Annotated in this window: 11 protein-coding genes; 4 read left to right on the top strand and 7 right to left on the bottom strand. The window is 74.2% G+C overall.

Annotated features, from left to right (window positions below):
- Positions 1–13 precede the first annotated feature (13 nt).
- The 3 genes from ABZ725_RS25285 to ABZ725_RS25275 form a co-directional block, all read right to left on the bottom strand.
- Positions 14–760, bottom strand: a complete 747-nt coding sequence (locus ABZ725_RS25285; protein ID WP_358804848.1) for a peptidyl-prolyl cis-trans isomerase — start codon at positions 758–760, stop codon at positions 14–16.
- A gap of 163 nt (positions 761–923) precedes the next feature.
- Positions 924–5,201 carry an NEW3 domain-containing protein gene (locus ABZ725_RS25280; protein WP_358804847.1) on the bottom strand — a complete coding sequence of 1,426 codons (4,278 nt, stop codon included), beginning with the start codon at positions 5,199–5,201 and terminating at the stop codon, positions 924–926.
- A gap of 116 nt (positions 5,202–5,317) precedes the next feature.
- Entirely contained in the window at positions 5,318–6,202 is an 885-nt protein-coding gene (locus ABZ725_RS25275; protein ID WP_358804846.1) for a MurR/RpiR family transcriptional regulator, read from the bottom strand.
- A gap of 171 nt (positions 6,203–6,373) precedes the next feature.
- Here ABZ725_RS25275 and ABZ725_RS25270 point away from each other — a divergent pair, with 171 nt between their 5' ends.
- Positions 6,374–7,186: an SIS domain-containing protein gene (locus ABZ725_RS25270; RefSeq protein WP_358804845.1), complete on the top strand. Its 813-nt coding sequence runs from the start codon at positions 6,374–6,376 to the stop codon at positions 7,184–7,186.
- Positions 7,187–7,277: 91 nt separating this feature from the next.
- Here the strand turns inward: ABZ725_RS25270 and ABZ725_RS25265 are convergent, their stop codons facing one another.
- The gene (locus ABZ725_RS25265; RefSeq protein WP_358804968.1) at positions 7,278–10,367 is read right to left on the bottom strand and encodes a beta-N-acetylglucosaminidase domain-containing protein; all 3,090 of its coding nucleotides are present in this window, start codon (positions 10,365–10,367) and stop codon (positions 7,278–7,280) included.
- A gap of 297 nt (positions 10,368–10,664) precedes the next feature.
- Between ABZ725_RS25265 and ABZ725_RS25260 the strand changes: the two genes are divergently transcribed.
- Positions 10,665–12,317, top strand: a complete 1,653-nt coding sequence (locus ABZ725_RS25260) for a sigma-70 family RNA polymerase sigma factor (protein WP_358804844.1) — start codon at positions 10,665–10,667, stop codon at positions 12,315–12,317.
- A gap of 97 nt (positions 12,318–12,414) precedes the next feature.
- Here ABZ725_RS25260 and ABZ725_RS25255 read toward each other — a convergent pair whose 3' ends face one another.
- Entirely contained in the window at positions 12,415–17,586 is a 5,172-nt protein-coding gene (locus tag ABZ725_RS25255) for a hypothetical protein (protein ID WP_358804843.1), read from the bottom strand.
- A gap of 191 nt (positions 17,587–17,777) precedes the next feature.
- A complete protein-coding gene (locus ABZ725_RS25250) occupies positions 17,778–18,944 on the bottom strand; it encodes an alpha-lytic protease prodomain-containing protein (RefSeq protein ID WP_358804842.1) in 1,167 nt (388 codons plus the stop codon).
- A gap of 199 nt (positions 18,945–19,143) precedes the next feature.
- Between ABZ725_RS25250 and ABZ725_RS25245 the strand changes: the two genes are divergently transcribed.
- Positions 19,144–20,100, top strand: coding sequence for a helix-turn-helix domain-containing protein (locus tag ABZ725_RS25245; RefSeq protein WP_351907348.1), 957 nt, complete (start codon positions 19,144–19,146; stop codon positions 20,098–20,100).
- Between the two features lie 109 nt (positions 20,101–20,209).
- Complete coding sequence (gene gap / locus ABZ725_RS25240; RefSeq protein WP_358804841.1) at positions 20,210–21,211, top strand: type I glyceraldehyde-3-phosphate dehydrogenase; 1,002 nt, start codon at positions 20,210–20,212, stop codon at positions 21,209–21,211.
- On the opposite strand, the gene ABZ725_RS25235 is transcribed toward gap, so the two are convergent.
- The gene (locus tag ABZ725_RS25235) at positions 21,205–23,367 is read right to left on the bottom strand and encodes an FUSC family protein (RefSeq protein WP_358804840.1); all 2,163 of its coding nucleotides are present in this window, start codon (positions 23,365–23,367) and stop codon (positions 21,205–21,207) included. The two genes, gap and ABZ725_RS25235, sit on opposite strands and share 7 nt — an antisense overlap.
- Positions 23,368–23,665 lie beyond the last annotated feature (298 nt).

Below are 23,665 nucleotides of genomic sequence, written 5' to 3'. Positions count from 1 at the left end.
CACCGCCACGGCGTCAGTGCCGGTGCTCGTGGTCGGGGTGGGACGGGTCGCCCGGGTGCTCGTGCCCGGGCGCGTACGCCACCTCGGCCCGGGCCCGGTCCAGCCACCCGAAGAAGGCCTGCCGGCCCATCGCCCGCCGCAGCTCCCGCACCACCTCCTCGCGGACGTCCTCGTACGGCAGGACGTCGGCGGGCCCCAGCTCGCCGTAGGGGTCGGCGCCGAGCCGCAGCGCCTCCCGGGTGAGGAAACGGTCGCGATTGCGGACGTAGTAGTCCCGCACGGCCTGTTCCGGCACCTGCTGCTCGGCCTCCAGCGCCACCAGCAGGGCACGCGCGGCGGGGGAGTGGGCCAGCGCCACCGCGACGATGCTGCCCAGGTCGGCGACATCGGTCCCGGACACGGCGAGGACCCGCGCCGGGGACACCTCGGCCGGCGGTGCCAGACCGCGCTGCGCGCAGGCCCGGCGGGCGAGTTCGTCCGTGACCACGACCTGCGTGGCCCAGCGTCTGCGCTGCCGCTCGGCGCGCGCCAGGGCCTCCGGCCGGGTCTCGCGGTCCCGGGCCGGGACGGCCGCCAGCAGGGCGTCCACCCGTGCCGCCGGCACCTCGTCCCCTCTCACCACCGCCGCCACCGCAGGCCCGCCCGCACCGTGGCCGTCGGCCCGGTCGTGCGCGTGCGGGCCGGGCGCCAGGGGCTCCGGAGGGGTGCCCCGGTGCTCCGGGGGTACGGCCCTGCCGTCGGCCGTGGTCGATCTGCTCATGACGTCGCCTCCGCTGCGGCCGTGTACCTGTGCGTGCGCGGTCGGGTGCCGTGCTCCGGTTCCGGCGCGGGGACCGCGAGGGTGCGTCGGTCAGGAGTGGGCGGCCCGGTCGGCCGGGTTCCCCGGTGGGCCGGCGTCCGGTCGCCGGTCGGCCTCGGTCCGTTCATGACGTCACCTCCAGGACGACCGCCTCCGAGTAGGCCACGCAGCCGTGCCAACCGGCCTTCGTCATCAGCCAGTACGACCCCGGCGGCAGCGCCGAGCCGTCCACCTCCACCTCGCACACCGTGCTGTCCCCGGCGGCCACGACGAACCCCTGGCAGCCCGGTCCGACCCCGGCCCACGTGCCCCAGGACGACAGCGCCCACAGGGTGCCGCTCACCGGCCCCCGGGTGGTGTTGCGCAGGCTCACCGGCACCCGCACCCGCTCACCCCGGCGCACCCGGACCCGGTCGACGCCCAGCTCCATCACCAGACTCGGCCCGGTCCGCCCGTCGGGGCCGCCCTCCTCGGCCTCGCCGGGCACGTCCAGGGCCACGACGTCCTCGTAGGTCTGGCCGCCGTACACCAGCCGCGCCGCCAGCCGATGGCGGCCGGGCACGGCGTCCGGCGGCGGGGTGACGGTGACCTCGGTGAGCGTGAAGCCGCCCGGGCCGAGCGCGTACGGCAGCTCGGCGGGCTCGACGCCCCAGCCGTCCGGCACGTCCACGGTCACCGTGCCCGACACCGGCGCGTCGGTCAGTTCGGAGGAGACCCGGACGGTCGCGGTGACCGGGCCGTCGGCGGTGAGCACGCCCGGCGACAGATAGACGGCCAAGGGCAGGTTCCCCCTCGGCGCGGGGCCGGAGTTGTGCAGCCAGTAGCGGGTGTGCACCGGCTGGGCCGGCTCGTGCGCGGCCACCCCGGCGCCCTCGACCGGCCGTCCGTCGAGCGGTGCGGCCAGCACGGTGGCCACCTCGAAGCCCGTCAGGTCCACCTCCAGCGCGCCGTCCCCGTCGGGGGCCAGCGGCTCACCGGGCCGTTCCAGCACGTCCGCCCGAACTCCCTCGGCCCACGCGGTCGGGCCGGTCAGCCGCGCCCGCACCGGCCGGCCGTCCACCTCGTGCGCCCGTACGGCCACCCCGCGTGCGGGGTCCGCCGGCGTGGTGCCGCCCCGGGCCAGCGGCGATCCGGCCGGCTTCAGCGCGTCCAGCAGGACCCGGCCCTCGGGCCGCAGCGTCAGCAGGGCCGTGGACCTCGGCAGGCCGGCCGGTGTGTCGCCGGGCTCCCGCAGCCGTGCGGTGAACGGATGGTTGAAGGCATGCCCGGCGCGCGGCCAGCCCAGGTCGCGCCAGTCGCCCTCGCCCGCGACGACCGCGTACTCGAAGGTGTGCGACCAGCGCTGCAGCTGGAACGCGGAGCCGTCCGGGGCGGTGCGCCGGGGCGGGTCGACCCAGATGCCGGAGGGCCAGCCGGTGCACGAGCGCATCAACGACATGTAGAGGTCGCCGGAGGAGGTGACCACACAGCCCGGCGTGCCCCGGTTGAGGACCGCGAAGCCCCGGCCGTCCCAGGAGTCGCCCGGCGGCAGCGCCTCGCCGCCGCCGGCCGCCGTGGCCCGTACGGTCGCGTCGTCCAGGTCGGCGATCAGCGCGTCGACGGCCTTCACGTCGTCCTGCGCGCCCGCGCCCGCCACCACGAGCAGCGGCAGCCGCTCCAGATCGCGCAGGTCGGCACCGGGCACCCACTCCTCGCGCAGGGAAGCGCGGGGCGCCACCCACACGGCGGCGAGGCCGTCCGCGGCCAGTTGGCGGCGCAGCTCGCGCGCGGCCGCCGGGTCCCACCCGAGGGCCTCGGCGACCACCGGGTTGCGCTCCGGGCCGCCGACGGCGATCCGGATGTCGGGCAGGTTGGAGTCGACCTCCAGATCGCCGTAGCGCGGGCCGCCCGCGATCGTCGAGGTCGCCGTGACGCCCGTCCGTACCAGGGCCGCGGCGAGTGACGTGCCCAGTTCGCCGGCGGTGTCCCAGTCGGCGAACACCAGCTCGGCGACGCCGATCGAGCGGTGCCCGAGCAGCGCGCCGGCGCCGTCGTGGACGGCGACCCGGGCCGTGGAGCCCAGCCCGAACCAGGTGTTGGCCGGGTTGTCCAGCGTCCATGGGAACTGTTCGCTGTCCACCTCCACGAACCCGAAGCCGCGCCCGATCACCGCGTCCGCGACCTCGTGCACCGGCAGACCGCCGCGCACGTCCGAGGGCCAGCGCACCCGGATCAGCCGGTCCGCGCCGTCGTAGCCGTCGACGGTCGTCGTGACGTCCAGCCGGTCGACGCCCGCCCACAGGGTGAGCCGCTGGGTGTAGCGGAACAGGCCCAGGTCGGCGCGGACGGTGATGCGGGAGCCGGCCGGGGAGTGCTCGACATCGATGTCAGCGCTGACGTCCCGGCTACGGGCGGCGGTGGTGCCGGTCGGGGTGAGGTGCCAGGGGCCCTCGCCGAACCGCGGGTGCCTCGGGTACTCCTCCTGCACGACCAGCTCGTTGCCGATGTCCCCGGGGCGCAGCAGTTCCCGGCCGCCCGCGTCCTGGTCCTCGGCGAGCGCGCGCAGGCTGCTCACGCCGCCGCCGCGCGCGGGGTCGACCGTCACCTCGTAGAACTCGTTGCGGATGGTGGTTCCCTCGCCCGCGGTCCAGCCGGGCACGTGGCCCTCGGCGAGGGAGAGCGCCTGGAGGCCCATGCCGGGCACGTCGGGTACGACGACCCGCAGCTCGCCGTCCTCGCGCACCGCGGGCAGCGGCAGGCCGGTGACGTCCAGCGGGACCAGGCCCGGGTCGTCGACGCTCAGCACGTCCCGGCGTCGCCAGGTCGCGGAGTTGAAGACGACCAGGTCGGGCGCGCCGCCGGGCAGTTCGACCACCTGGCGGGCCAACGCGTCGGTCGCGTCGGCGTGCACGGCCTCGGCCAGGTCGTACAGCTCCCGCCAGCCGGTGAGCAGGTCGATGTAGACCTGGTCCGACTCGGAGCCGGTGATGGCGTCGTGGTGGGCGCCGTAGATCAGCTGCCGCCAGGCCTTGTCGAGGGCCGCGTCGGGATAGGGGCGTCCGGTGACGAGGGAGGCGAGGGTCGCCCAGGCCTCGGCGTCGGCGAGCAGCGTCTCGCCGTGCCGCTGGGCCTGCTTGGTGTCGATGTAGGAGACGTCCTTGCCGGTGTACACGGGGTTCATGTCCCGGGTCTGCGGGGACGCCGTGCGTCCCTCCCGCTCCAGTTCGTCCCGGACGGCGGCGAAGAAGTCCCGGGGGATGCCGCTGACGAACCGCGGCCACACGTACCGCTCGTTCCAGTCGCGGTGGATGCCCATCACCCAGCGGCACGGCGGGGCGTAGTCGCCGCCGACCGGCAGTAGGACGTTGCGGGTCAGCGCGACCTTCTTCAGTCCCTGGAAGAGCTTGAGCGCGGCGGCCTCCGCCTCGGCCAGCGTGGGCGCGTTGTCGATGGCCCAGCCCGCGCCGTAGTGGTTGACCATGTAGGCGGTGAGCAGCCCGCGCCCGGAGGGGGCGATCCAGCTGAACTCGGCCGGGAACTGCATGCGTCGAGGATCGCGGGGCTCCTCGCCGAACACCGACAGGGTCGGCCCCCACTGGTGGAAGGGTCCGCGCGCCCAGGAGCTGGAGGTGACCCCGGCGTCCGCCATCAGCCCCGGGAACTGCGGGTCGTGCCCGAACGCGTCCAGCTGCCAGGCGGTCTCCGGCGCGGCCCCGATGATCCCGCGCTGGAAGCCGTCGCCGTACAGCGCGTTGCGGACGGTGGCCTCGGCGCCGGTGAGGTTGGTGTTGGGCTCGTTGTAGGTGCCGCCCATGATCTCCACCCGGCCGGTGCGGATCAGCTGGCGCAGGAAGGACCGCTCCTCGGGGAAGGCGTCCCAGTAGGGCTTGAGATAGTCGACCTCGGCGAGCACGAACGTGTAGGCCGGGTCGCGCCGGGCCAGGTCGCAGTGGGCCCGGACCAGGCTCATGCCGCTCTGGCCGCGCGAGTCGAAGGTGCGGGCGGCCAGGCCCGTGCGGGCGGGGTCGTCGGCGACGTCCCAGGTCTCGGTGTAGGCGGCCTGGGTGTTCCACCAGACGGGGTCGTAGTGGAAGTGGCTGACCATGAACATGGTCCAGCCGGGTTCGGCGACCGTGAACTCGGCGGTGTGCCGGGCCAGTAGAGCGCCGTCCTCGGCGGTGACCGTGATCTCGCGGCGCTCGCCCGGGGCGAGGCCGTCGGCGGCCACGGCTATCTCCGCGCGCACGGTGCCGTCCTCGCCGACGGTGACGACGGTCTCCCCGACGCTGTGCACGCCCGGGCCCGCCACGCTCAGCCGGACCGGTCGGCCGGGGTCGTGCTCGACGTCGACGGCGACCACCTGGCACGGCTGGTCCTCCGTGCCGGTGAAGAGCTCGGTCGACTCGACAGAGATGACACGCATGGGGCTCCTAGGAGTGCGCGGGGGAGCCCCATCCTGGCATCGCGGGGTGGTTCAATCAACCATCTCTTGCTATGTCGGTTGGCTCATCCATGCATGCCGGGTGTGTGCCGGTCGGCTCAGCGGGTCCGCCGGGACTTCACCGCGTGCGCCCCGGCGATGTGGTCCGTCAGCGCCAGGGAGGCGCTCGCCCGCTGGTAGGAGAGCTGGCCGACCCGCACGTAGAGGCAGTCGATGAGCATCAGCGCGGAGTGCCGGGCGCCGATGCTGCCGGTGCGGAAGCTGGTCTCCGAGGAGGAGGAGATGAGCCGCACGTCGGCGGCGCGGGCCAGCGGTGAGCGCGAGTCGGCGGTGAGGGCGATGGTGGTGGCGCCGCGCTCCTTGGCCAGCTCGAACGGCTCGATCGTCTCCCGGGTGGCCCCCGAGTGGGAGATGCCGATCGCCACGTCGGCCGGGGTGAGCAGGGCGGCGGAGGTGGTGGCCCCGTGCACCTCGGTCCAGCCGCGCACCGCGCAGCCGATGCGGAAGAGCCGGGTCTCCGTCTCCTGGGCGACCGCCCCGCTGCCGCCGACCCCGTAGACGTCTATGCGCCGGGCGCGGGCCACGGCCTGGGCCGCGCGTTCGATCGCGTCCAGGTCGATGCGGTCGATGGTCTGCTGGATGGCCCGCAGATCGGCGGTGCCCACCACCTGGACGACCCGCTCCAGGCTGTCGTCGGGGGAGATGTCCGGGCCGATCTCGGCGCTGCCCCAGTCGGAGGACTCGCCGCGGCCGCGCTCCTGGGCCAGTTCGATCAGCAGATGCTGGTAGGAGTCGAGGCCGATGGCCCGGCAGAACCGGGTCACGGTGGCCTGGGAGGTGCCGGTGCGGCGGCCCAGCTCGGCCGCCGAGCAGTGGGTGACGGCGGCCGGATCCTCCAGGATCAGCTCGCCGACCTTCCGCAGCGAGCCGGCCAGCCGGGGCAGCTCGGTGCGGATGAGAGTGGTGACATCGGTCGAGGGCATGCAGAGAAGGTATCAGCCACCCGTTAGAGGCACGCCTGAATACCACGACCGGAAATCGCCCGCTCCGCCCGGGGGCGAACTGGGCCATTGCCCGCGCTGCCGCGCCTATGATTTATTGATTCACCGGTAGGTGCGTACGGGGTGGTTCAATCCACCAGTGGGGAGTTCCAGGTGTCTGTCGAGAACGCTGACGAATCCGTGACCGAGCCGGTGAGCGAGACGGTGACCGAGCCGGTGAACGCCGACCGCTTCGCCCGCGAGAGCCTGGCCGTGCTGAACGACCTCACCGAGTCCGCGCGCGCCGACGTGAGAGCCGCCGCCGCGCTGGTCGCCGACTGCATCCGTCAGGACGGCGTCCTGCACGCCTTCGGCACCGGTCACTCCCAGGCCATGGTCCTCGAACTCGCCGGCCGTGCGGGCGGACTGGTGCCCACCAACCGCCTCCAGATGGCCGACCTCGTCCTCTTCGGCGGCGATCACCCCAGCGGCCTCGACAATCCGCTCCTGGAACGCGAGCCCGGCATCGCGCTGCGCCTCTACGAGCTCGCCGAGCCCCGCCCGCAGGACCTCTTCGTCGTCATCTCCAACTCGGGCGTCAACAACGTCATCGTCGAGATGGCCCTGCACGCCAAGGAGCGCGGTCACCGGCTGCTGGCGATCACCTCGCTGGCCCACACCCGGTCCGTGCCGGCCACCCACCCCAGCGGGAAGAAGCTCGCCGACCTCGCCGACGTCGTCCTCGACAACAAGGCCCCCCGCGGCGACGCCCTCCTCGAACTCCCCGGCGGGGGCGCGGTCTGCGCCCTGTCCACGCTGACCGGGGTGCTGCTGGTCCAGATGACGGTCGCGGAGACGGCCGCGCAGTTGCTCGCCTCCGGCGACCGTCCGCCGGTCTATGTCTCCGCCAACGTGCCCGGCGGCTTCGAGGGGAACCTGGAACTGGAGCGGCGGTACGCCGGACGGATCCGGCGCACCGCGAGTTAGCGTCCGCTGGTCGGCACTGTGATCGACCTGCGGGCCGGTGGGGGCTGGTCGCGCAGTTCCCCGCGCCCCTCAGGGGCGTGTACCCAACCCGTCACTCCACAGGTACCGGGGTCAGCGCGACGGCGAGCGGATAGGCCCCGGTCGGCAGCGGGGTCCCGGCGGTGCCGGACGCCGTGTCGACCGGTACCAGCCTGTTGCCGTCCGCCGTGGTGACGTAGACCGTGGCGCCGTTCCAGTCCGGGGCCACGTCGAAGGCCGACCGGCCCACCGTGACCGGTGTCCCCGGGGCGCCGGTCACGGTGTCGACCGGGGTGACGGTGTCCCCCGTGCTGGGGCTGACCCACAGGGTCCGGCCGTCCGGGGAGAGCGCGAGGCCGTAGGCCTGGCCGGCGACGAGGAACGTCGGATGGGTGTCGTTGGTGGCCGTGTCGATCGGGGTCACCGTCGAACCGCCGGAGTTCGACACGTACACGGTGCTCCCGTCGGGCGACGCGACCACGTTGAACGGGGACGGACCCACGGGGATCGCCGCCCCGGCCGTGCGGGTCGCGAGGTCGACCGGGGTGACCGTGGCGTCGTGGATGTTCGCCACGTACAGGGTGTCCCCGTCGGGCGTGATCGCCATGTTCTCCGGACCCGAGCCGACGGCGACGGGCGCACCCGCCGTCAGCGTGCCGGTGTCGACGGGCTGTACGGCGCCGTCCGTGTAGTTCGCCACCCACAGTGTGCCGCCGTCAGGGGTGAGGGCGAGGCCGGCGGGGACCCGGCCCACCGCGACCGTGCCGGTGACCGTCCCGCTCGGCACGTCGATCACACTGACCGTGTTCGACCCCTGGTTCGCCGCGTACGCGGTGCGCCCGTCGGCGCTCACGACGACCTCGCCCGGGTTGGCGCCCACCTTGATCTGGGTGCTCGTGCCGGCGGCGAGGTCGATCGAACTGACCGACGCGCCGCTGAAATCGGCGGTCAGCGCCCGTGGGCTTCCCGCGCCGTCGGTCACCCGGACGGGCAGCGCCCGGGTGAGCACCCCCGAGCCGCCCGAGACCACGACGGAGCGGACGCCGGCCGAGGCGTCCGAGGCGGCCGTGAACGTGACGGTGGCGGAGGCGCTGCCGCCCGCCGGGACGGTGACCGTGCCGCCGGCCGGGGACGCCGTGACGCCGGCGGGCACGGTGAGCCTCCACTCGACGGACCGGGCGGCGGTGGACCGGTGGTCGGCGAGAGTGAGGGTGACCGTCGCGCTCGCGCCGGGCTTCACGGACAGCGAGCCGGGGGAGAAGGACGGGTCCACGCCGGGGTCGGGGGCGTTCTGGATCATCGCCGTGTAGAGGAACTGGTCCATCACGCCCGGCGACACCTGTTGCGGTATCGCGTCCAGCGTCTTGCGCTCGCTGCGCAGCCGGTTCCAGTACGTCGACACGGCCTCGGCGTCGCCCCGCTTGTCCGCGAGGAGCAGATCCACGGCCGTCAGCCCGGCCGTTCCGTAGGAGCCCAGCTTGTCCAGCCAGGCCGAGGTCTCGCTCAGGAAGCCGGGGTTGCCGAGACGGGCGCGCAACTGCGCGGGCGTGGCGGCCATGTCGGTGAAGTAGGACCGCAGCGCGGCCGCCGCCCGGTCGAGGCCGCGGCCTTGTTCGTACGCCGTGCGGAAGGCGGCGATGAGCCCGGTCAGCGTCGGGGACTCGGTGGCGTCCAGGAGGGAGGAGTAGTTGTTCTCGGCGAAGATCCGCAGCCATTTCGCGGTCTTCGCCGTTCCGGCGAGGTCGTCGACCGAGGCGAGGAAGGCTGCCCGCGGGTCGTAGCCGTCCGGATTCCACAGGTAGGCCGCCGAGGTGAACAGCGCCAGCCTGCTCGCCTCGCCCTGGACCATCGGGTTGGCGGTGACGCCGACGGCCTCCCGTGCCACGTCCGCCTCCCTGCCGGTGTACGGGCCGAGCAGCAGACGGCTGGTGACGTAGTCGTTGACCGGGTAGTTGTCCCAGAGCAGGATCGGATGCCCGTAGACCGTGCGGGCCTGCCGCAGCTGCGCGGCGGTGACGGTGGGCGCGATCACGCCGACGCCCGTCCATTCGACGACGACGTCGGGGTCCAACTGCTCGCGGAGCGCCTTCTTGTAGGGGGTGTCGGCGAGGTCGGAGTACTCGGTGGGGACCATTTCCAGCGGCTGGAGACCGGTGCGGCCGGCCGAGAAGTCGCGCCACACCCGGTTGAGCAGCTCGGCCTGCGCGGCTCCGGCCGCCCCGCCCCCGCTGCCGAACCTCTCCTCGTCGGCGGGGCAGTTCCACTTGGTGTAGCTGATGTCGTCCAGCGGGATCGCGAAGGAGCGCACGCCGATGTCGTACAGCGAGGCGAACTTGCGGACCAGCGCGGCGACGTCGGCGTCCGAGGAGTAGCAGACCGACAGGCCGGGGGAGAGCGCGTAGGTGAAGCGGACGTGGTTCGCGGCCGCCCGGTCGACGAGTTCGCGCAACCGGCCCAGCTCGGCGGTGGGGTACTCGTCGCGCCACCGCTCGCGCAGGTAGGCGTCGTCCTTGGGGGAGTAGACGTACACGTTCTGCTTGGTGCGGCCGTAGAAGTCGAGTTGGCCGAGCCGCTCGGCGTGTGTCCAGGGCGTGCCGTAGAAGCCCTCGACGACCCCGCGCAGCCGGGCCGTGGGCCAGTCGCGGACCGTGACCTCGGGCAGGCGTGGGCCGGTGAGGAATTGGCGGAGGGTCTGGGCGGCGTAGAAGGTGCCGGTGGCGTCGACGCCGGAGAGGGCGAGCAGGGCGCGTCCGGCGGACCGGCCGGAGGCGAGGACGTATCCCTCGGACGGCAGCCCGGCGGGCGACTCGACGCCCAGTTCCTTCAACGCCCGTGCGGTGGCCGGGTTTTCGCCCGGGCCGCCGACGAAGACGGTGAGCCCGGCCGCGGGCGGGCGTGCGCCGGAGGGGACGGTCACGATCCGGTCGGCCCCGGCGGCCCGCAGCGCGGCCTCGACGACCCGGCGGGCGGCGGGGTCGGTGTCCGGTCCGACGACCTCGACCACCCGGTCGGGGACGGTGAGTCGACGGCCGTCGGCCTCGATGTGCCGGGGCGTCGGCCACACCTGGGGAACGGCTGCGGCGGCCGGCTCGACCGATGCGGCGGCGGCCGACGGCAGCGAGGGCAGCGTCAGACCGAGGGCCAGGAGCAGGGCCCGGTACAAGTGCCGGGGTCTGCGCGGAGGTTCGGGGCGGCGGGAGAACGCTTGGGTGAATGAAGTCACCAGAAGAGGCTAGGGATGCTGAATAGAGCATTCAAGAGGGTGGCGTCGGCGCGACGGCACGTTCCTGCGGAAAACGGGGCGTCCCGGGCGGGATGTGACCTTCTCCATTGCACAGACGCCACAGGAGCCGCGAACCTCTCCTCGCACAACTTTCCGAAGAACTGTTATCCGGTGCTCCCGCGGAGATCCCCGAAGTGACGGACAGCATCGTTCGGCGTCGAGGACAGGGAAGCAGCAATGACTGAACGGCACACGGTGGAGGCGGCGGCGCTGGTGACCGCCGCCCGAGCGGGCGACCACGCGGCACAGGACGCGCTCGTCAGCGCGTACCTTCCGCTGGTCTACAACATCGTGGGCCGGGCGCTGAACGGCTCGGTGGACGTGGACGACGTCGTCCAGGACACCATGCTGCGCGCCCTCGACTCGCTGGGCTCGCTCCGGGAGCCCGAGAGCTTCCGCTCCTGGCTGGTGGCCATCGCCATGAACCAGGTCCGCGCGCACTGGAACCGCCGACAGCCCGCCCAGGGCGCGGTGGAGGAGGCCGACGCGGTGGCCGATCCGGGCGCCGACTTCGTGGACCTGACCATCGTGCAGCTCCAACTGTCCGGCCAGCGGCAGGAGACCGCGCGCGCCACCCGCTGGCTGGAGCCCGACGACCGGGGGCTGCTGTCCCTGTGGTGGCTGGAGTGCGCCGGCGAACTCACCCGGGCCGAGATCGCCGCCGCCCTGACGCTGTCCCCGGAGCACACCGCGGTACGCGTGCAGCGGATGAAGGCGCAACTGGAGGCGGCCCGCGTGGTCGTGCGGGCACTGGACGCGCAGCCGCCGTGCCAGGAACTGCGCGGCGCTTTTGCGGGCTGGGACGGCCGGCCCTCGGCGCTGTGGCGCAAGCGCATAGCCCGGCACGCGCGCGGTTGCGCCCGCTGCTCGGGCCTGTGGAGCGGACTGGTGCCCGCGGAAGGCCTCCTGGCCGGTCTGGCCCTGGTCTCGGCGTCCTCCGCGCTCCTGGCGAACACGCGCTCGGCCGCCGACACCGTCGCCCTGGCCGCCGCGGAGTCCCCGGTCGCCGGGGACGGGGACCTCGGGGTGTCCGTGCGGTCGGGGCGGCGCGGCTCCGCGGGCGAACGGACCGCCTCCCGTACCGCGGCCCGTCGCAGGCGCCGCACCCGCCGCCGCGCGGTCGGCGGCGCGGTCGTGGCGGCCTGTGTGGCCGGCGGCGGCTTCTACTACTTCGGCATGCAGCCCGAGGGCGGGACCGGGGACAGCGCCGCCGTGCAGCCCGCGAGCGACGAGACCGTCTCCGACAGCCCCACACCGGACGCCGGCCGGGAGAGCTCGCTCTCGCCCTCGCCTTCCCCGACGGCGTCCGCGTCGGCGTCGAAGTCGCCGAGTGCGAGCCCCTCGCCGAGCGCCGGCAAGAGCAGGACCGTTTCCGCGTCGGCGCCGGCGAAGACCTCCGCGCCGAAGCCGTCCGCCTCGAAGACATCGTTCGCGCAGTCGGGTTCGTCCGACCTCGAGAGTCAGGTGATCGCCCTGGTCAACAAGGAGCGGGCGACGGCGGGCTGTGGCGCCCTCACGGGAGACGCCCTGCTGCGCAAGGCGGCCCAGGGGCACTCCGACGACATGGCCGCCCGTGACTTCTTCGACCACACCAACCCCGACGGCGCCGACCCCGGCCAGCGCATCACGGCCGCCGGCTACCGCTGGTCCACGTACGGCGAGAACATCGCCAAGGGGCAGCAGACGGCCGAGTCGGTGATGACCTCCTGGATGAACAGCGAGGGCCACCGCGCCAACATCCTCAACTGCGACTTCAAGAACATCGGCGTGGGGATCCACGACGGGTCCGGCGGCCCGTGGTGGACCCAGAACTTCGGCACCAAGCTGTGACCCGAGGGGCCCACTCGGGCAGACCGATTGGGTAGGCGAACCTGACTTCGGCCACCGTCTGCGGACACCCTCCGGCTGACCCACGGGTGTCGTTCCGTCAGGCACCCGCTGTCAGCCGGCCGTCCGGGTCCCGCAGGCGTCCCGGGTTCGCCGCGTCGGCCAGCAGACGGCGCACCACGGGGGCGGGCATGCGGATGACGACGGGCTCCGGCAGGGTGACGTCCTGCACGGCCGTCGATCCCCGCCCCGACACGCGGTCGGCCACCTGCGCCACCACCCGCACGTCGAGCGTGAACTGCACCAGCACCGACTCGAACTTGGGCTTGTGCAGCGGCATCGAGCCGGCGGCGTTCGCGGCCGTGTCGGTGGCGCTGCCGCTGCCGTCCATGACGCCGAGGAGCTGGTTCATCCGGAACTCGTCGGCGTTGAGCGTGCCCGCGCCGAACAGTCCGCGCGCCGACTTGCCGTGCTCGTTGGCCTGCTGCCCGTCGCCGCCGGTCGGGCGGGGCGCGTCCAGCCCGCTCTGTGCGACGGTCTCGAAGGTCATCTTGTCGCCCACGTCCAGCACCCGGCCGCCGCGCAGCCGGGCGTGCAGCGAGGTGTGCAGGTCCTGGCCGGTCGCGCCGGTCGCGTGCACCGGCGGGAGGTCGACGCCCGCCGCGGTCAGCAGCGGCAGCGCCGCGATCAGCCACTCCGTGGAGACGGCCTCGCGCAGCAGATGGAAGGCCGCCTCACCGCTCGTGCGGAACCGCGCGTTCCCGCCCGCCCGCTGCACCGCGTCGTCCACGGCCTGCCGCACCCTGGGCGTCCCCCGGAACCCGTTGACCTGGGCCTCCATGGGCAGCCGCACCCCGGTGTCGCGCCACGGGCCGAGCCGGTCGGCGTCGGCCTCCGTCACGGCGACGGCATGCGCGCCGACCTGCTGGGGCGGCACGGGCGCGAGCCGCGACAGAGCGCGCAGGTCCGCGGCCAGGACGCGGTGGGTCAGGCTGAGGCCGTCCCGCCGGTCGAGCGCGATCCGGCGGTTGCCCGCGAAGACCTCCAGCCGCGCCTCGATCGGCACGTTCATCCGGGCCGACGGCGCGGCCGACGCCTCCGCGACGGTCTTCACGCCCGACTGGGCCCGCCCGACGCTCACGGAGCGGCGCGAGTCGCTCGACGACACGCCGAGACCCGCGGCCGCGCCCGCGCTCTTCAGCTGCCCGGCGCCGCCGTCGGGCTTCCCGGAACCGGCGACGACGGCCTCGACGCCCCGTGTGTCGCTCTCGTCGTGGGCGCCGGCCCGCTGCGCCGCTGCGGAGGTGATGTACTCCATGTCCCGGCCGTCGGAGGCCGTGTCGAGGTAGGTGCCCCGCCCGGTCCTGCGGATGCTGAACACCGCCCGGTACGGCCGCTTGCGCCCGTCGAACAGCTCGACGCCCACACCGCCGTCCATCGCGCTCGACAGCAGACCCGCGGAGCCGTCCCGGTCGAGCACCCGCAGCAGCCGCTGCACGTTGTCGTTGCGGTCCTTCAGATGCGTGCGCGGCAACAGCTCGTCCGCGAGCGGGTCGCCGAGCCTGCCGCGGATCCCCGCCAGCAGGGGCACGAAGTCGGGCAGCTCCTCGATCATGCCGAAGCCCAGCGGGAGGCTCTGGGCCAGGCCGGGGGCCGGCGGCGCGTCCGTCGGGGCGTTGCCGGAGCTCTCCGCGACCTCCCCTTCGGCCGCGCGTGTCCTCGTGGTCCGCGCGGTCCCGCCGTCGCCCTTGGCCGCCTCGGCGCCCGAGCCGGAGGCCGCGTCCTTGCGCTGCTCCTCGCCGGGCACCGGCAGCCCGGCCGCCCGTAGCTGGGGCGCCGTCAGCCACACGGAGACGGCGGCCGGGACCGTACGGCCGCCGCGTGCCACGTACGGGCCGCCGCCCGTCACGGCGACCTCGGCGACCATCCGGACCACCAGGTCGCACTGGACCAGGTAGAGCGGGTTCTTGCGCGAGGTGTGCGCGTTGCGCTCGACCGTGCCGACGAGCGTGGACGCCGTGGTGTCGCCGCTGCCGAGCGTGCGGCCGGCCGAGACGCCCTCGGCGATCCGCCACTCGGTGCCGTTCTCCGCGCCCGTCAGACCGCCCTGCACGGTGGTGCTGTTGCTCTTGCCCTCCTGGCCGGTCGCCTGGTGCCCGCCCAGGACGAAGGTCTCGGTGCCCGCACCGGTGCCCTGGTGCACGACCCTCGGAGCGGTCAGCGCGAACCGGGTGCCCACCGCCCCGTTCAGCTCGGCGAGCCGACGCGCGTACCGCAGGTTCTGCACCACCCAGCCCGCGGAGACCGCCTGCCGCAGCGCCGCCGTCACGGCCTGCGGACTGAACCGCTCCTCCACCGCGAGCCGCGGCGCGAGCCCCTCCGTCTCCAGCGCCCGGTCCCTGCGCGGCCGCTGCCCGGCCTCCACCTGGTTGCGGGCGGCGGCCCGCGACAGCAGATCGAACGCCAGATCCCGCACCGGCTGCCCGTCGCCGACGGTCTCCACCAGCGTCCAGTCGCGCACGCCCCCGCCGCCCAGCGCCTCGGGGGCCAGACCGGCCAGGTCGCCGATGCCCGCCGCCCCGAACCGGGCGCGCGCGTCGAGGTGTTGTGCCTTGCGCGAGGTGGTTGCGGTGTCCAGCCGCTGCTTCGCGGCGGCGTCCATGGTGAACGCCGTGGGAGTGAGCAACCGCACGTCCTGGGCGTCGAACGGGAGCGTCGCGATGTCCTCGGGCGTGGGCACGTCCCGGCCCATCGAACCCGGCGTGAGGGAACGGGTGACCTTGCGCTCCCGGCTCGTCATGGTGACGCCGACGCCGAGGCTCAACGCCCCGCCGAACACGCTCGCGGTCTCGGAGCCGTTGGTGAGGACGTCGGTGCGCAGGGTCGGCCCGGCCTGCCCGCGCCGGGTCGTCGTACGGCCCTTCTCGGCCCGCACCGACGCGGTCAGGGCGCCGGGGATCAGCCGGAACTGACCGAGCGCCATCCCGCTGACGGTCCGTGAACTGGCCCGCCCGCTCTGGACGTTGCTGGTGACACCGGCATGGCTGCGCACGAGCCAGTCGCCGGTGTCACCGAGGTAGCCGGTCTCCCGCAGTGAGCCGGTGACCTTCACCTGTACATCGTGTGTGTGGAAGCGGGACTTGCGGCGCATCCGCACCCGGATGCCGGTGGACAGCAACTGGTCCTTGTTGACCCGCAGGTTGGTCTCGGACAGGGCGGCGACCAGCTCGCGGTAGTTGCGCCGCTGGACCTCGGCGTCCTCCGCGCTCGGCTCGTGCGGCCGGTCCTCGTCGCCGAAGGCGGGCAGATACCCGACGAGCCGTGCGTCGGTGGCGAACAACTGCTGCACGGCCCGCATCATCGGCGCGGTGTCCAGCCGACTGATCGCCACGCTGGACCCCATGGCCCCGAACGGCAGATGCCGGACGACGTGCTCGGGCGGCGCATCCCCGGCGGCCGTGCTCCCCTCGGCCCGCTCGCCGCTCTCCAGCTCGTCCTGATCGGCGGCCCTGGCCCTCCCCTTGCCCTTCGCGTCCCGCTTCTCCTGCTTCTCCTTCTCCTCGCGCTCGGCCTCCGTCAGGGGGCGCAGCGGCTTCTCGACGAACGCCCCGGCCGTGACGCCCTCCGGCAACGGCAGCCCCAGCTCCTGCGCCTCGTCGGCCCGCAGGGTGATCCAGACCCGCATCGAGTGCTGCGCCGTACGGCCGCCGCCCCGCGCCCGGGTCAGGGGCGAGGTCGGGCCGCTGCCCTCGACGGTGAACAGGACCGTGCCCAGATAGAGCACCTTGTCGCCGCGCACCTCCGCGCCCTGCCGACTGGACACCGTCTGCTCGGCCATGGTGAACCGCGCCTGGCGCGCGCCGACCACCGGCATGACGGTGCCGCGGACGGCCGCCGCGTTGCCGAGGACGCCGACCCCCAGGGCCGGGCCGACGCCGAAGGCGCCGCCGCGGCCCTTGCCCGCGGTGTCCGTCACCCCGTTCTGGGTCTGCTGGTGCGTGCGCAACTGCGTCTTGCCGGTGGCCCAGCCGGGGGCCAGCTCGGTGACCGCGGCCCGCATCCGGTAGGTGCCCGTGGTGCTGCCGTCCCGGCTGGTGAGATCCTCGCCCACCACCCCGTCGCGCAGCAGCCGGGGCAGGTCCTCCAGGACCGTCGCGGTGGCGGTGGCCTCGTACAGCCGGGCCCGGCCGGGGGCTCCGGGCCAGGTGAGGGACGGGTGCAGGGCGGCGGCGACCGCGTCGAACAGCCCGCCGCCGCCCTGATGGGGAGCGGCGCCGTCCGCGACGGCGAGCGGCGCCATGGAGTCGGCCAGCGACACCGCCCGGGCGGTCTCGGCCGACACCGCAACCGGCGCCGGCGGGGCGTCGGCGGCGATCGGCACCAGATGCTCCACCGGCACCCGCATGGTGAGCGAACCGGTCCCGCTGAACCGCTGGGCGGAGCGTGCGCCGTCCTTCTTGACGCGCACGCCGTAGCGCACCCTGCGCGGTACCTCGACGGACCCCTTGTCGCTGCGCAGGACGCGCGGCTCCGCCGTACTGCGCTGGGCGCGCGAGTCCCGGGACGACTGGAAGGGCTGGGCGTTGACGGTGGCCGCCGCCCCCGCCCAGACGGCCGGCGCCACCGGGGCCAGCCCGAACGCGGTGAACGACACGCCCTTCGACGCGGACGAGCCCACACTGTGCGCGACGGCGGTCGAGGAGTTGTGCTGCACGTCCACCTTGGTCGCGGCGCCCTCGGCGTCGGGGCCCGCGGCGGAGAACACGGGGGGCTGGTCGTCGGCGGCGGGGGAGAGGGTCACCGTGACGTCGTAGCGGTCCGTGCCCCGCGGCCCAGTGACCGCGAAGGCCCGGCCGCGCCCGTAGAACGACTCGGGCCGCCCGGCCAGTTCCGCCCCGATCTCGGCGACGACGTCGTCGCGGCGGCCGATCTGCTCGGCCAGGGTGGCCGTGACGAACTCATGGCCGGTGAGCGCGTAGGCCGTCGACAGCCCTCCCGCCTCCATGGACCGCAGATACGGCGGGAGTTCCAGGGCGTCGTCCGCCACCTCCTCGACGGCGTCCAGCATCGGTGCCTTCCGACGGCGGGCGGTGGAAGGCCCCGCCCCGTTCAGCGCCGCGACGGTCGCCGCGTTGCCCGCGCTCTGCTGAAGCCCCAGCAGGGGGTTCGGCCCACTGCTGGGACCTGCCGCCCAGGGCGCACGCGTCGCCAGCGGGGACCGCTCACGGGCACTGCTGTGACGGTCGTCGCCCGCCTGCCGAAGATCTCGCACGCGCGTCAGCGTAAGGAGCGTCGAACGGGCCGGCGGGCGTCGCGCGAAGTGTTCAACTCGCGTATGCCTGCAGGTCGTCGACCGCGAGGAACGACTCCCCCGGCGGGGGTGGCCGTCCCTGACAGACGGCCACCCCCACGTGCGGGGAGACGGGTGTGGTGCGGGGCCCAGGGAGGCCCGGGGGGCTTCGGTCAGTAGGTGTGCAGAGTGAGTCCGTAGCGGTTGAGGATCTCGTTCACCGGCTGGAACCATGTCTCGCCGCCGCCGGTGCAGTTGCCCCAGCCGCCGGAGGTGACGCCCTGTGCCTGGTCGCCGCTGATGAACGAGCCGCCGGAGTCGCCGCCTTCGGCGCAGACGCTCGTCTTCGTCATCTGGTGCACCGCGCCCTGGCTGTAGTTGACGGTCTCGTTCTTCGCGAGGACCGTGCCGCAGTGCCAGTGCGTGGTCGACCCGGACCGGCAGACGGACGAGCCGACGGGCGCCTCGGCCGAGCCGCGCACCAGCCGGTCGGGGATCGTCCCCCAGCCGAGCACGACCGGCACCGTCCACCAGCCGCTGCCCACGTTGACCCAGGCGTAGTCGTTGTCGGGGAACGAGGAGCCCTGGAAGTTGCCGATGTACGAGCCGTCCCAGCCCCGCACACCCGCGCCCGCCTGACCGCAGTGACCGGCGGTCACGAACCCGCCGTGCACCGAGAAGCCGATGGAGCAGCGGACGTTGCCCGTGTAGTAGGGATCGCCGCCGACCGTGCCCGCCGCGAAGGTGCGCGGGGCGGCGGCGACCGTCTCGACGGTGACGGGACCGGCGGCGCGGGCCTGCGCCAGGAACCGCTGGACATCGTTGTCCGAGCGTCGGTCGCGGACGACGGTGACCACGACGGTGTTCGCCACCGGGTCGACGTGCCAACTCCCCACGGCGGAGGGCGCGGAGAGCCGGTCGATGCGCGCCTTCGCCGCGTCCAGCGCCCGTGCGCTGTGCTCGACGATCCGGACATCGGCGTCGTCGGCGCGGAGCGCCGCGCGCGTGGCCTGCGACGCCTGCGAGGTGACGGCCACGGTCAGCCGGTTCTCGGCGGCGTCGAACCAGGACCCCGCGTACGCGGCCCCGGCCGTGCGGCGCGCCTTCGGTTCGAGCGCGGTGGCGGCCTGTTCGGCCTCGAGACGGGCGACCGCCTGGTCCTCGGTGAGCCCGAACTCCTGCCGCATGGCTTGGAGCAGCCCCGGGGAGGCGGGGACGGCGGCGGGGGCGGTCTCGGCGGTCGATCCGGCCGCCGCCGCGGGGAGCGTGTTCGTGCCGCCGAGTGCGGCGAGCGTCAGCAGCGCGGCCAGGCAGACGTGCTTGAGGCGTGTGCGTCTCATGGGAGTTGCCCTTCGTCGTTCCAGGAGGTGGGGGTGGAACAGCGGATCCGTGAGAGCGCTCTCAGGTATGGCGCGGCAGAGCCTAGCCCGTCCCTGGTGTCAGGTCTATGCCAATGCTGGGCCGGGTTTCCGCGCCGGGACGGCGCTGCTGTTCAGGGCCTGACGAAGCCGGGCTCCGCACCCCCGTACCCTGTTGCGGGTGTCGTCCTCCCGCCTCCGACGTGTCGCCGTCCTCGTGCTCGAAGGAGCGAAGCCGCTCGATGTCGGCATCCCCGCGCAGGTCTTCACGACCCGCGCGAGCATGCCGTACGAGGTGCGGGTGTGCGGGGCCGCGCCCGGCCTGGTGACCGGCGGCGACGGTCTGTCGTACCACGTCGCCCACGGCCCCGAGGCGCTCGAGTGGGCCGAGGTCGTCTTCATCCCCGGCTACCGCTTCCCCGACCGTGAGGACCCGCCGCAGGTGGTCGTCGACGCCCTGCTCGCCGCCCATGCCCGCGGCGCCCGGCTCGCCGCCATCTCGACCGGGGCCTTCGCGCTCGCCGCCACCGGACTGCTCGACGGCAGACGCGCCACGACCCACTGGCACTACACCCGGGCGCTGGCGGCGAAACACCCGCTCGTCCAGGTCGACGAGAACGTCCTGTTCGTCGACGAGGGCAGCGTGCTGACGTCGGCCGGCGCCGCCTCCGGCATCGACCTGTGCCTGCACATCCTGCGCCGCGACCTCGGCGTGGCCGCCTCCAACCACGCGGCCCGCCGTCTGGTCGCGGCCCCCTACCGCAGCGGCGGTCAGGCGCAGTACGTGCCCCGCAGCGTGCCGGAGCCGCTCGGCGAAAGGTTCGCCGCCACCCGGGAGTGGGCCCTGCACCGGCTCGGCGAACCCCTCACCCTGGAGGCGCTCGCCCGGCACGCGGCGGTCTCCGAGCGCACGTTCTCGCGCCGCTTCGTCGAGGACACCGGATACACGCCGATGCAGTGGGTCATGCGCGCCCGCCTCGACGCGGCCCGTGAGCTGCTCGAACGTTCCGAACGCGGCGTCGAGCAGATCGCGGGCGACGTCGGGCTCGGCACCGGGGCGAACCTGCGGATGCACTTCCAGCAGATCCTCGGCACCACGCCGAGCGAGTACCGGCGCACCTTCACCCAGGGCGAGTAGCCGGGACGCCCACGGGGCTGGCGAGATCCTTGCGAACCATGGCGCTCACGCCCTGGCCACGCGAGCGGGCCGCGCGCGAGGCTGGTGGCGAACCGAAGGGACACCATTCATGACTCGCATCGCCGTCAACGGATTCGGCCGCATCGGACGCAACGTGCTGCGCGCACTCCTCGAACGCGACAGCGACCTCGAGATCGTCGCCGTCAACGACCTCACCGAGCCCACCGCCCTCGCGCAGCTGCTCGCCTTCGACTCCACGTCCGGCCGGCTGGGCCGCCCGGTCAGTGTCGAGGACGGCGACACCCTCGTCGTCGACGGCCGTCGCATCAAGGTGCTCGCCGAGCGCGAGCCGGCGCAGCTGCCGTGGGCCGAGCTCGGCGTCGACATCGTGCTGGAGGCGACCGGCCGGTTCACCTCCGCCAAGGCGGCCCGCGCCCACCTCGACGCGGGCGCGAAGAAGGTACTCGTCAGCGCGCCCTCGGACGGCGCCGACGTCACGCTCGCCTACGGGGTCAACACCGACGCCTACGACGCCGAGCTGCACACGATCGTCTCGAACGCCTCGTGCACCACGAACGCGCTCGCGCCGCTGGCCGCCGTCCTCGACGACCTCGCCGGCATCGAGCACGGGTTCATGACGACCGTGCACGCCTACACGCAGGAGCAGAACCTCCAGGACGGTCCGCACCGCGACCCGCGCCGCGCCCGCGCCGCCGGCGTCAACATCGTGCCGACCACGACGGGCGCCGCCAAGGCGATCGGCCTCGTGCTGCCGAACCTCGAGGGCAAGCTGTCCGGCGACTCGATCCGGGTGCCCGTCCCGGTGGGCTCGATCGTCGAGCTGAACACCACCGTCGCCCGCGACGTGACCCGTGAGGACGTGCTCGCCGCGTACCGCACCGCCGCCGAGGGCCCGCTCGCGGGCGTCCTCGAGTACTCGGAGGACCCGCTCGTGTCCTCCGACATCACCGGCAACCCGGCCTCGTCGATCTTCGACTCGGCCCTCACCCGCGTCGAAGGCCGCCACATCAAGGTCGTCGCCTGGTACGACAACGAGTGGGGCTTCTCGAACCGGGTGATCGACACCCTCGAGCTGCTCGCCGGTCACTGACCGGAGCGCGCCGCGGGCGGGCCTGTCCGGTGGCCGGTGCCGGCCCGCAGGTCCGCCGTGAGCGCGTCGAGCCACACCTCGATGTCGCTCAGGAGCGACAGGACCGGCGGCGGCGCCCGGGACGTGAGGGACGGCGGCGGCGTCAGCCGGACCCGCAGGCCGTCCGGGGGGAAGTCCGCCGCCCGGACGGCGGCCGCCTCCACCGCCTCGCCGACGTCCCGGAGCCACGTACGGGCGGCGGCGGGCAACTCGTGCGCATGAGCAGTCCGGGGCAGCCAGTGGGCGCCCAGCTGGACGCGGGCGCCGAAGTTCAGCACGGCGAGATAGTCGGATTCGGTCCCGGGGGCGGACGGAGCGGGCTCGGTGCGGTACTGCGCGTACGAGCCCTCCGCCATGCGCAGCCGGTGCCGGGCCAGCCGCAGGGCCCGATCCGCGGGGCCGCCGCCTCCGGTGGGTGCGTCACCGGTCACGGCCCTGGTGGTGGCCCGGATCAGGGGCGCGGAGTCCCGGAGCAGCGCCGCCATGCTGCGCCGCGTCTCGGCGCGGGCCCCGAAGGGCCAGGCCAGCACACCGCACAGCAGCCCGACCGCGCTCCCGGTCAGCACATCGACGACCCGCAGCTCCGCGAGCCGCCAGGTCACGGGCTCGATCTGGGCGAACGCCACGGACACGACCAGGGTGAACAGCCCCTGAGCCCAGGCGGGTCCCTCCAGGGGCCCCACGGTGAACGCGAGCAGCATCATCGGGACGAGCAGGGCCGCGTAGACCTCGGTGGCGTCGCCCGCCCCGATGAGGAGCAGGCCGGCGGCCAGCGCGCCGGCGAGGGTGCCCACGACGGCCGCGCGGACGGCGGACCACGTGGCGAGCGCCGTGGTGCGCCCCAGGGTCAGCACGGTCAGCAGCACCCAGAAACCGTGCGAGAGGTCCAGCGAGCCCGCCACCAGACGGGCCAGCGCGAGACCGAGCGCGGTGCGCAGCGCGTTCTGGAAGACGACCGAGCGCCGCGTGAGGTTACCGGCGAGGCGGATGCCGAAGAGACGGACCGTCGGGGTCCGGGCGTACCAGAACTGCTCTTCGGGCAGACCGTGCACCGGCTGACGGCCGCCGAACGCCAGCGTGACCGCCGTGCGCACGATCACCGCCGACACCGCGACGGTCAGCACCGTCGACTGCCGCAGCAGCACCTCGTGCGGACGATCCACACGCCCCGTCCCCGCCACTGTCTCCGCCACCGTCCCTGTCGCCGTCTGTGACGTCGGCGCGTCGCGCGCGGCCAGGAACTCGGCGATCATCTCCTCGAGCAGCCCAGGCCCTGCCCCGGGGCGGGCCCGGCGCAGCGCGCCGGCCGCTTCGGCGCATGCCGCCGCCGTGCCGCGCAGGAGGGTCTGCGAGGCCAGGTCCGACGGCGCGGCGGGCAGCGCGGTCAGGGCGGCCAGCTGGTCCACGAGACGCCGGGTCGCGGAACCCGCCTCGGCCAGCGCCCGGTCCCTCCTCCCTGCGCCGGTCGGACGTGCACCGGGAGGCTGCTGCGAGAACCGCAGGCCCCGGCCCGCCGCCCTCAGCCGTTCGGCCGGACCGGGCTCGGGGACCCCGGCGCGCATCAGGGACCCGGCCGCCCGGGCCGCGAGATCCAGCGTGTCGGCGAGCCGGTCGCGGTACGCCGGATCCGGGAGGTCCGCGGCCACCGCCAGCTCGCACAGGACGAGCGCCGCCCCGCCGATCGCGACCCCGGTCAACCGCTCGGGCAGCGTCTCGGGGGCGAAGGGCGGGAAGCACGCCAGGATGTAGAACAGCAGCAGCCCGGGCACGGTGCCGGACAGCCGCGGCCCGCACACCGCGCCGAACCGCAGCCCGAACCCGACGAGCAGCATCCCCGCCACGGCCGGCCAGGTCCCCACGGCGAGGGCAGTGCCCAGGGCGGTGAGGACGGCGGCGGCCGGCAGGGCATTGAGCACCGTCGCGGCGCGCCGGCGCCCGGATCCGGGCACGGGCGAGAGGACACCGAACGCGATGGGCGTGAACAGGGCGTAGACCGCGGTCACCGGCTGATCGAGCACGTACGCCGCCGGATAGAACCCCGCCGCGGCGGCGACCGTGACCCGAGCACCACGCTGCCCCGCCCCGACGGATTCGGCGAGCGACGGCCGCTTGGGCATCAGGGCTCCTCTCCGTGCGCGCCCCGAGGATCGTCCGCAACTTCAGTGTCGCGCGGGTCGGGTGATCACGCAGTCGGGCGGCCCTGACGCGAGCGCCCGGTCACCGACGCCGACAACGGTGACGCAACGTCACATACCGTTCCCTCGGAACGACGTGACCGGCTGCCAGAGCCGGTCGACGGACGTGTCCGACCCGCCCGCACCGGCTACGGGTCGACGCCGCCCGCCGGATCGGCGGCGAGGCCGTGCTCCTCGCCTACGACGGCGCCGGCCACGGCGACCGGCCCCGCCGTCCGGC

Source organism: Streptomyces sp. NPDC006872 (genome assembly GCF_040635845.1).
GTDB lineage: Bacteria > Actinomycetota > Actinomycetes > Streptomycetales > Streptomycetaceae > Streptomyces.
The sequence above is the reverse complement of the archived record's forward strand: the minus strand, read 5'-3'. Positions and strand labels throughout refer to the sequence as shown.

What these genes read in the sequence shown, in the direction of transcription:
- ABZ725_RS25285 (WP_358804848.1), bottom strand. Translation starts at nt 760, where the DNA reads ATGAGCAGATCGACCACGGCCGACGGCAGGGCCGTACCCCCGGAGCAC.
- ABZ725_RS25280 (WP_358804847.1), bottom strand. Translation starts at nt 5,201, where the DNA reads ATGCGTGTCATCTCTGTCGAGTCGACCGAGCTCTTCACCGGCACGGAG.
- ABZ725_RS25275 (WP_358804846.1), bottom strand. Translation starts at nt 6,202, where the DNA reads ATGCCCTCGACCGATGTCACCACTCTCATCCGCACCGAGCTGCCCCGG.
- ABZ725_RS25260 (WP_358804844.1), top strand. Translation starts at nt 10,665, where the DNA reads ATGACTGAACGGCACACGGTGGAGGCGGCGGCGCTGGTGACCGCCGCC.
- ABZ725_RS25250 (WP_358804842.1), bottom strand. Translation starts at nt 18,944, where the DNA reads ATGAGACGCACACGCCTCAAGCACGTCTGCCTGGCCGCGCTGCTGACG.
- gap (WP_358804841.1), top strand. Translation starts at nt 20,210, where the DNA reads ATGACTCGCATCGCCGTCAACGGATTCGGCCGCATCGGACGCAACGTG.
- ABZ725_RS25235 (WP_358804840.1), bottom strand. Translation starts at nt 23,367, where the DNA reads ATGCCCAAGCGGCCGTCGCTCGCCGAATCCGTCGGGGCGGGGCAGCGT.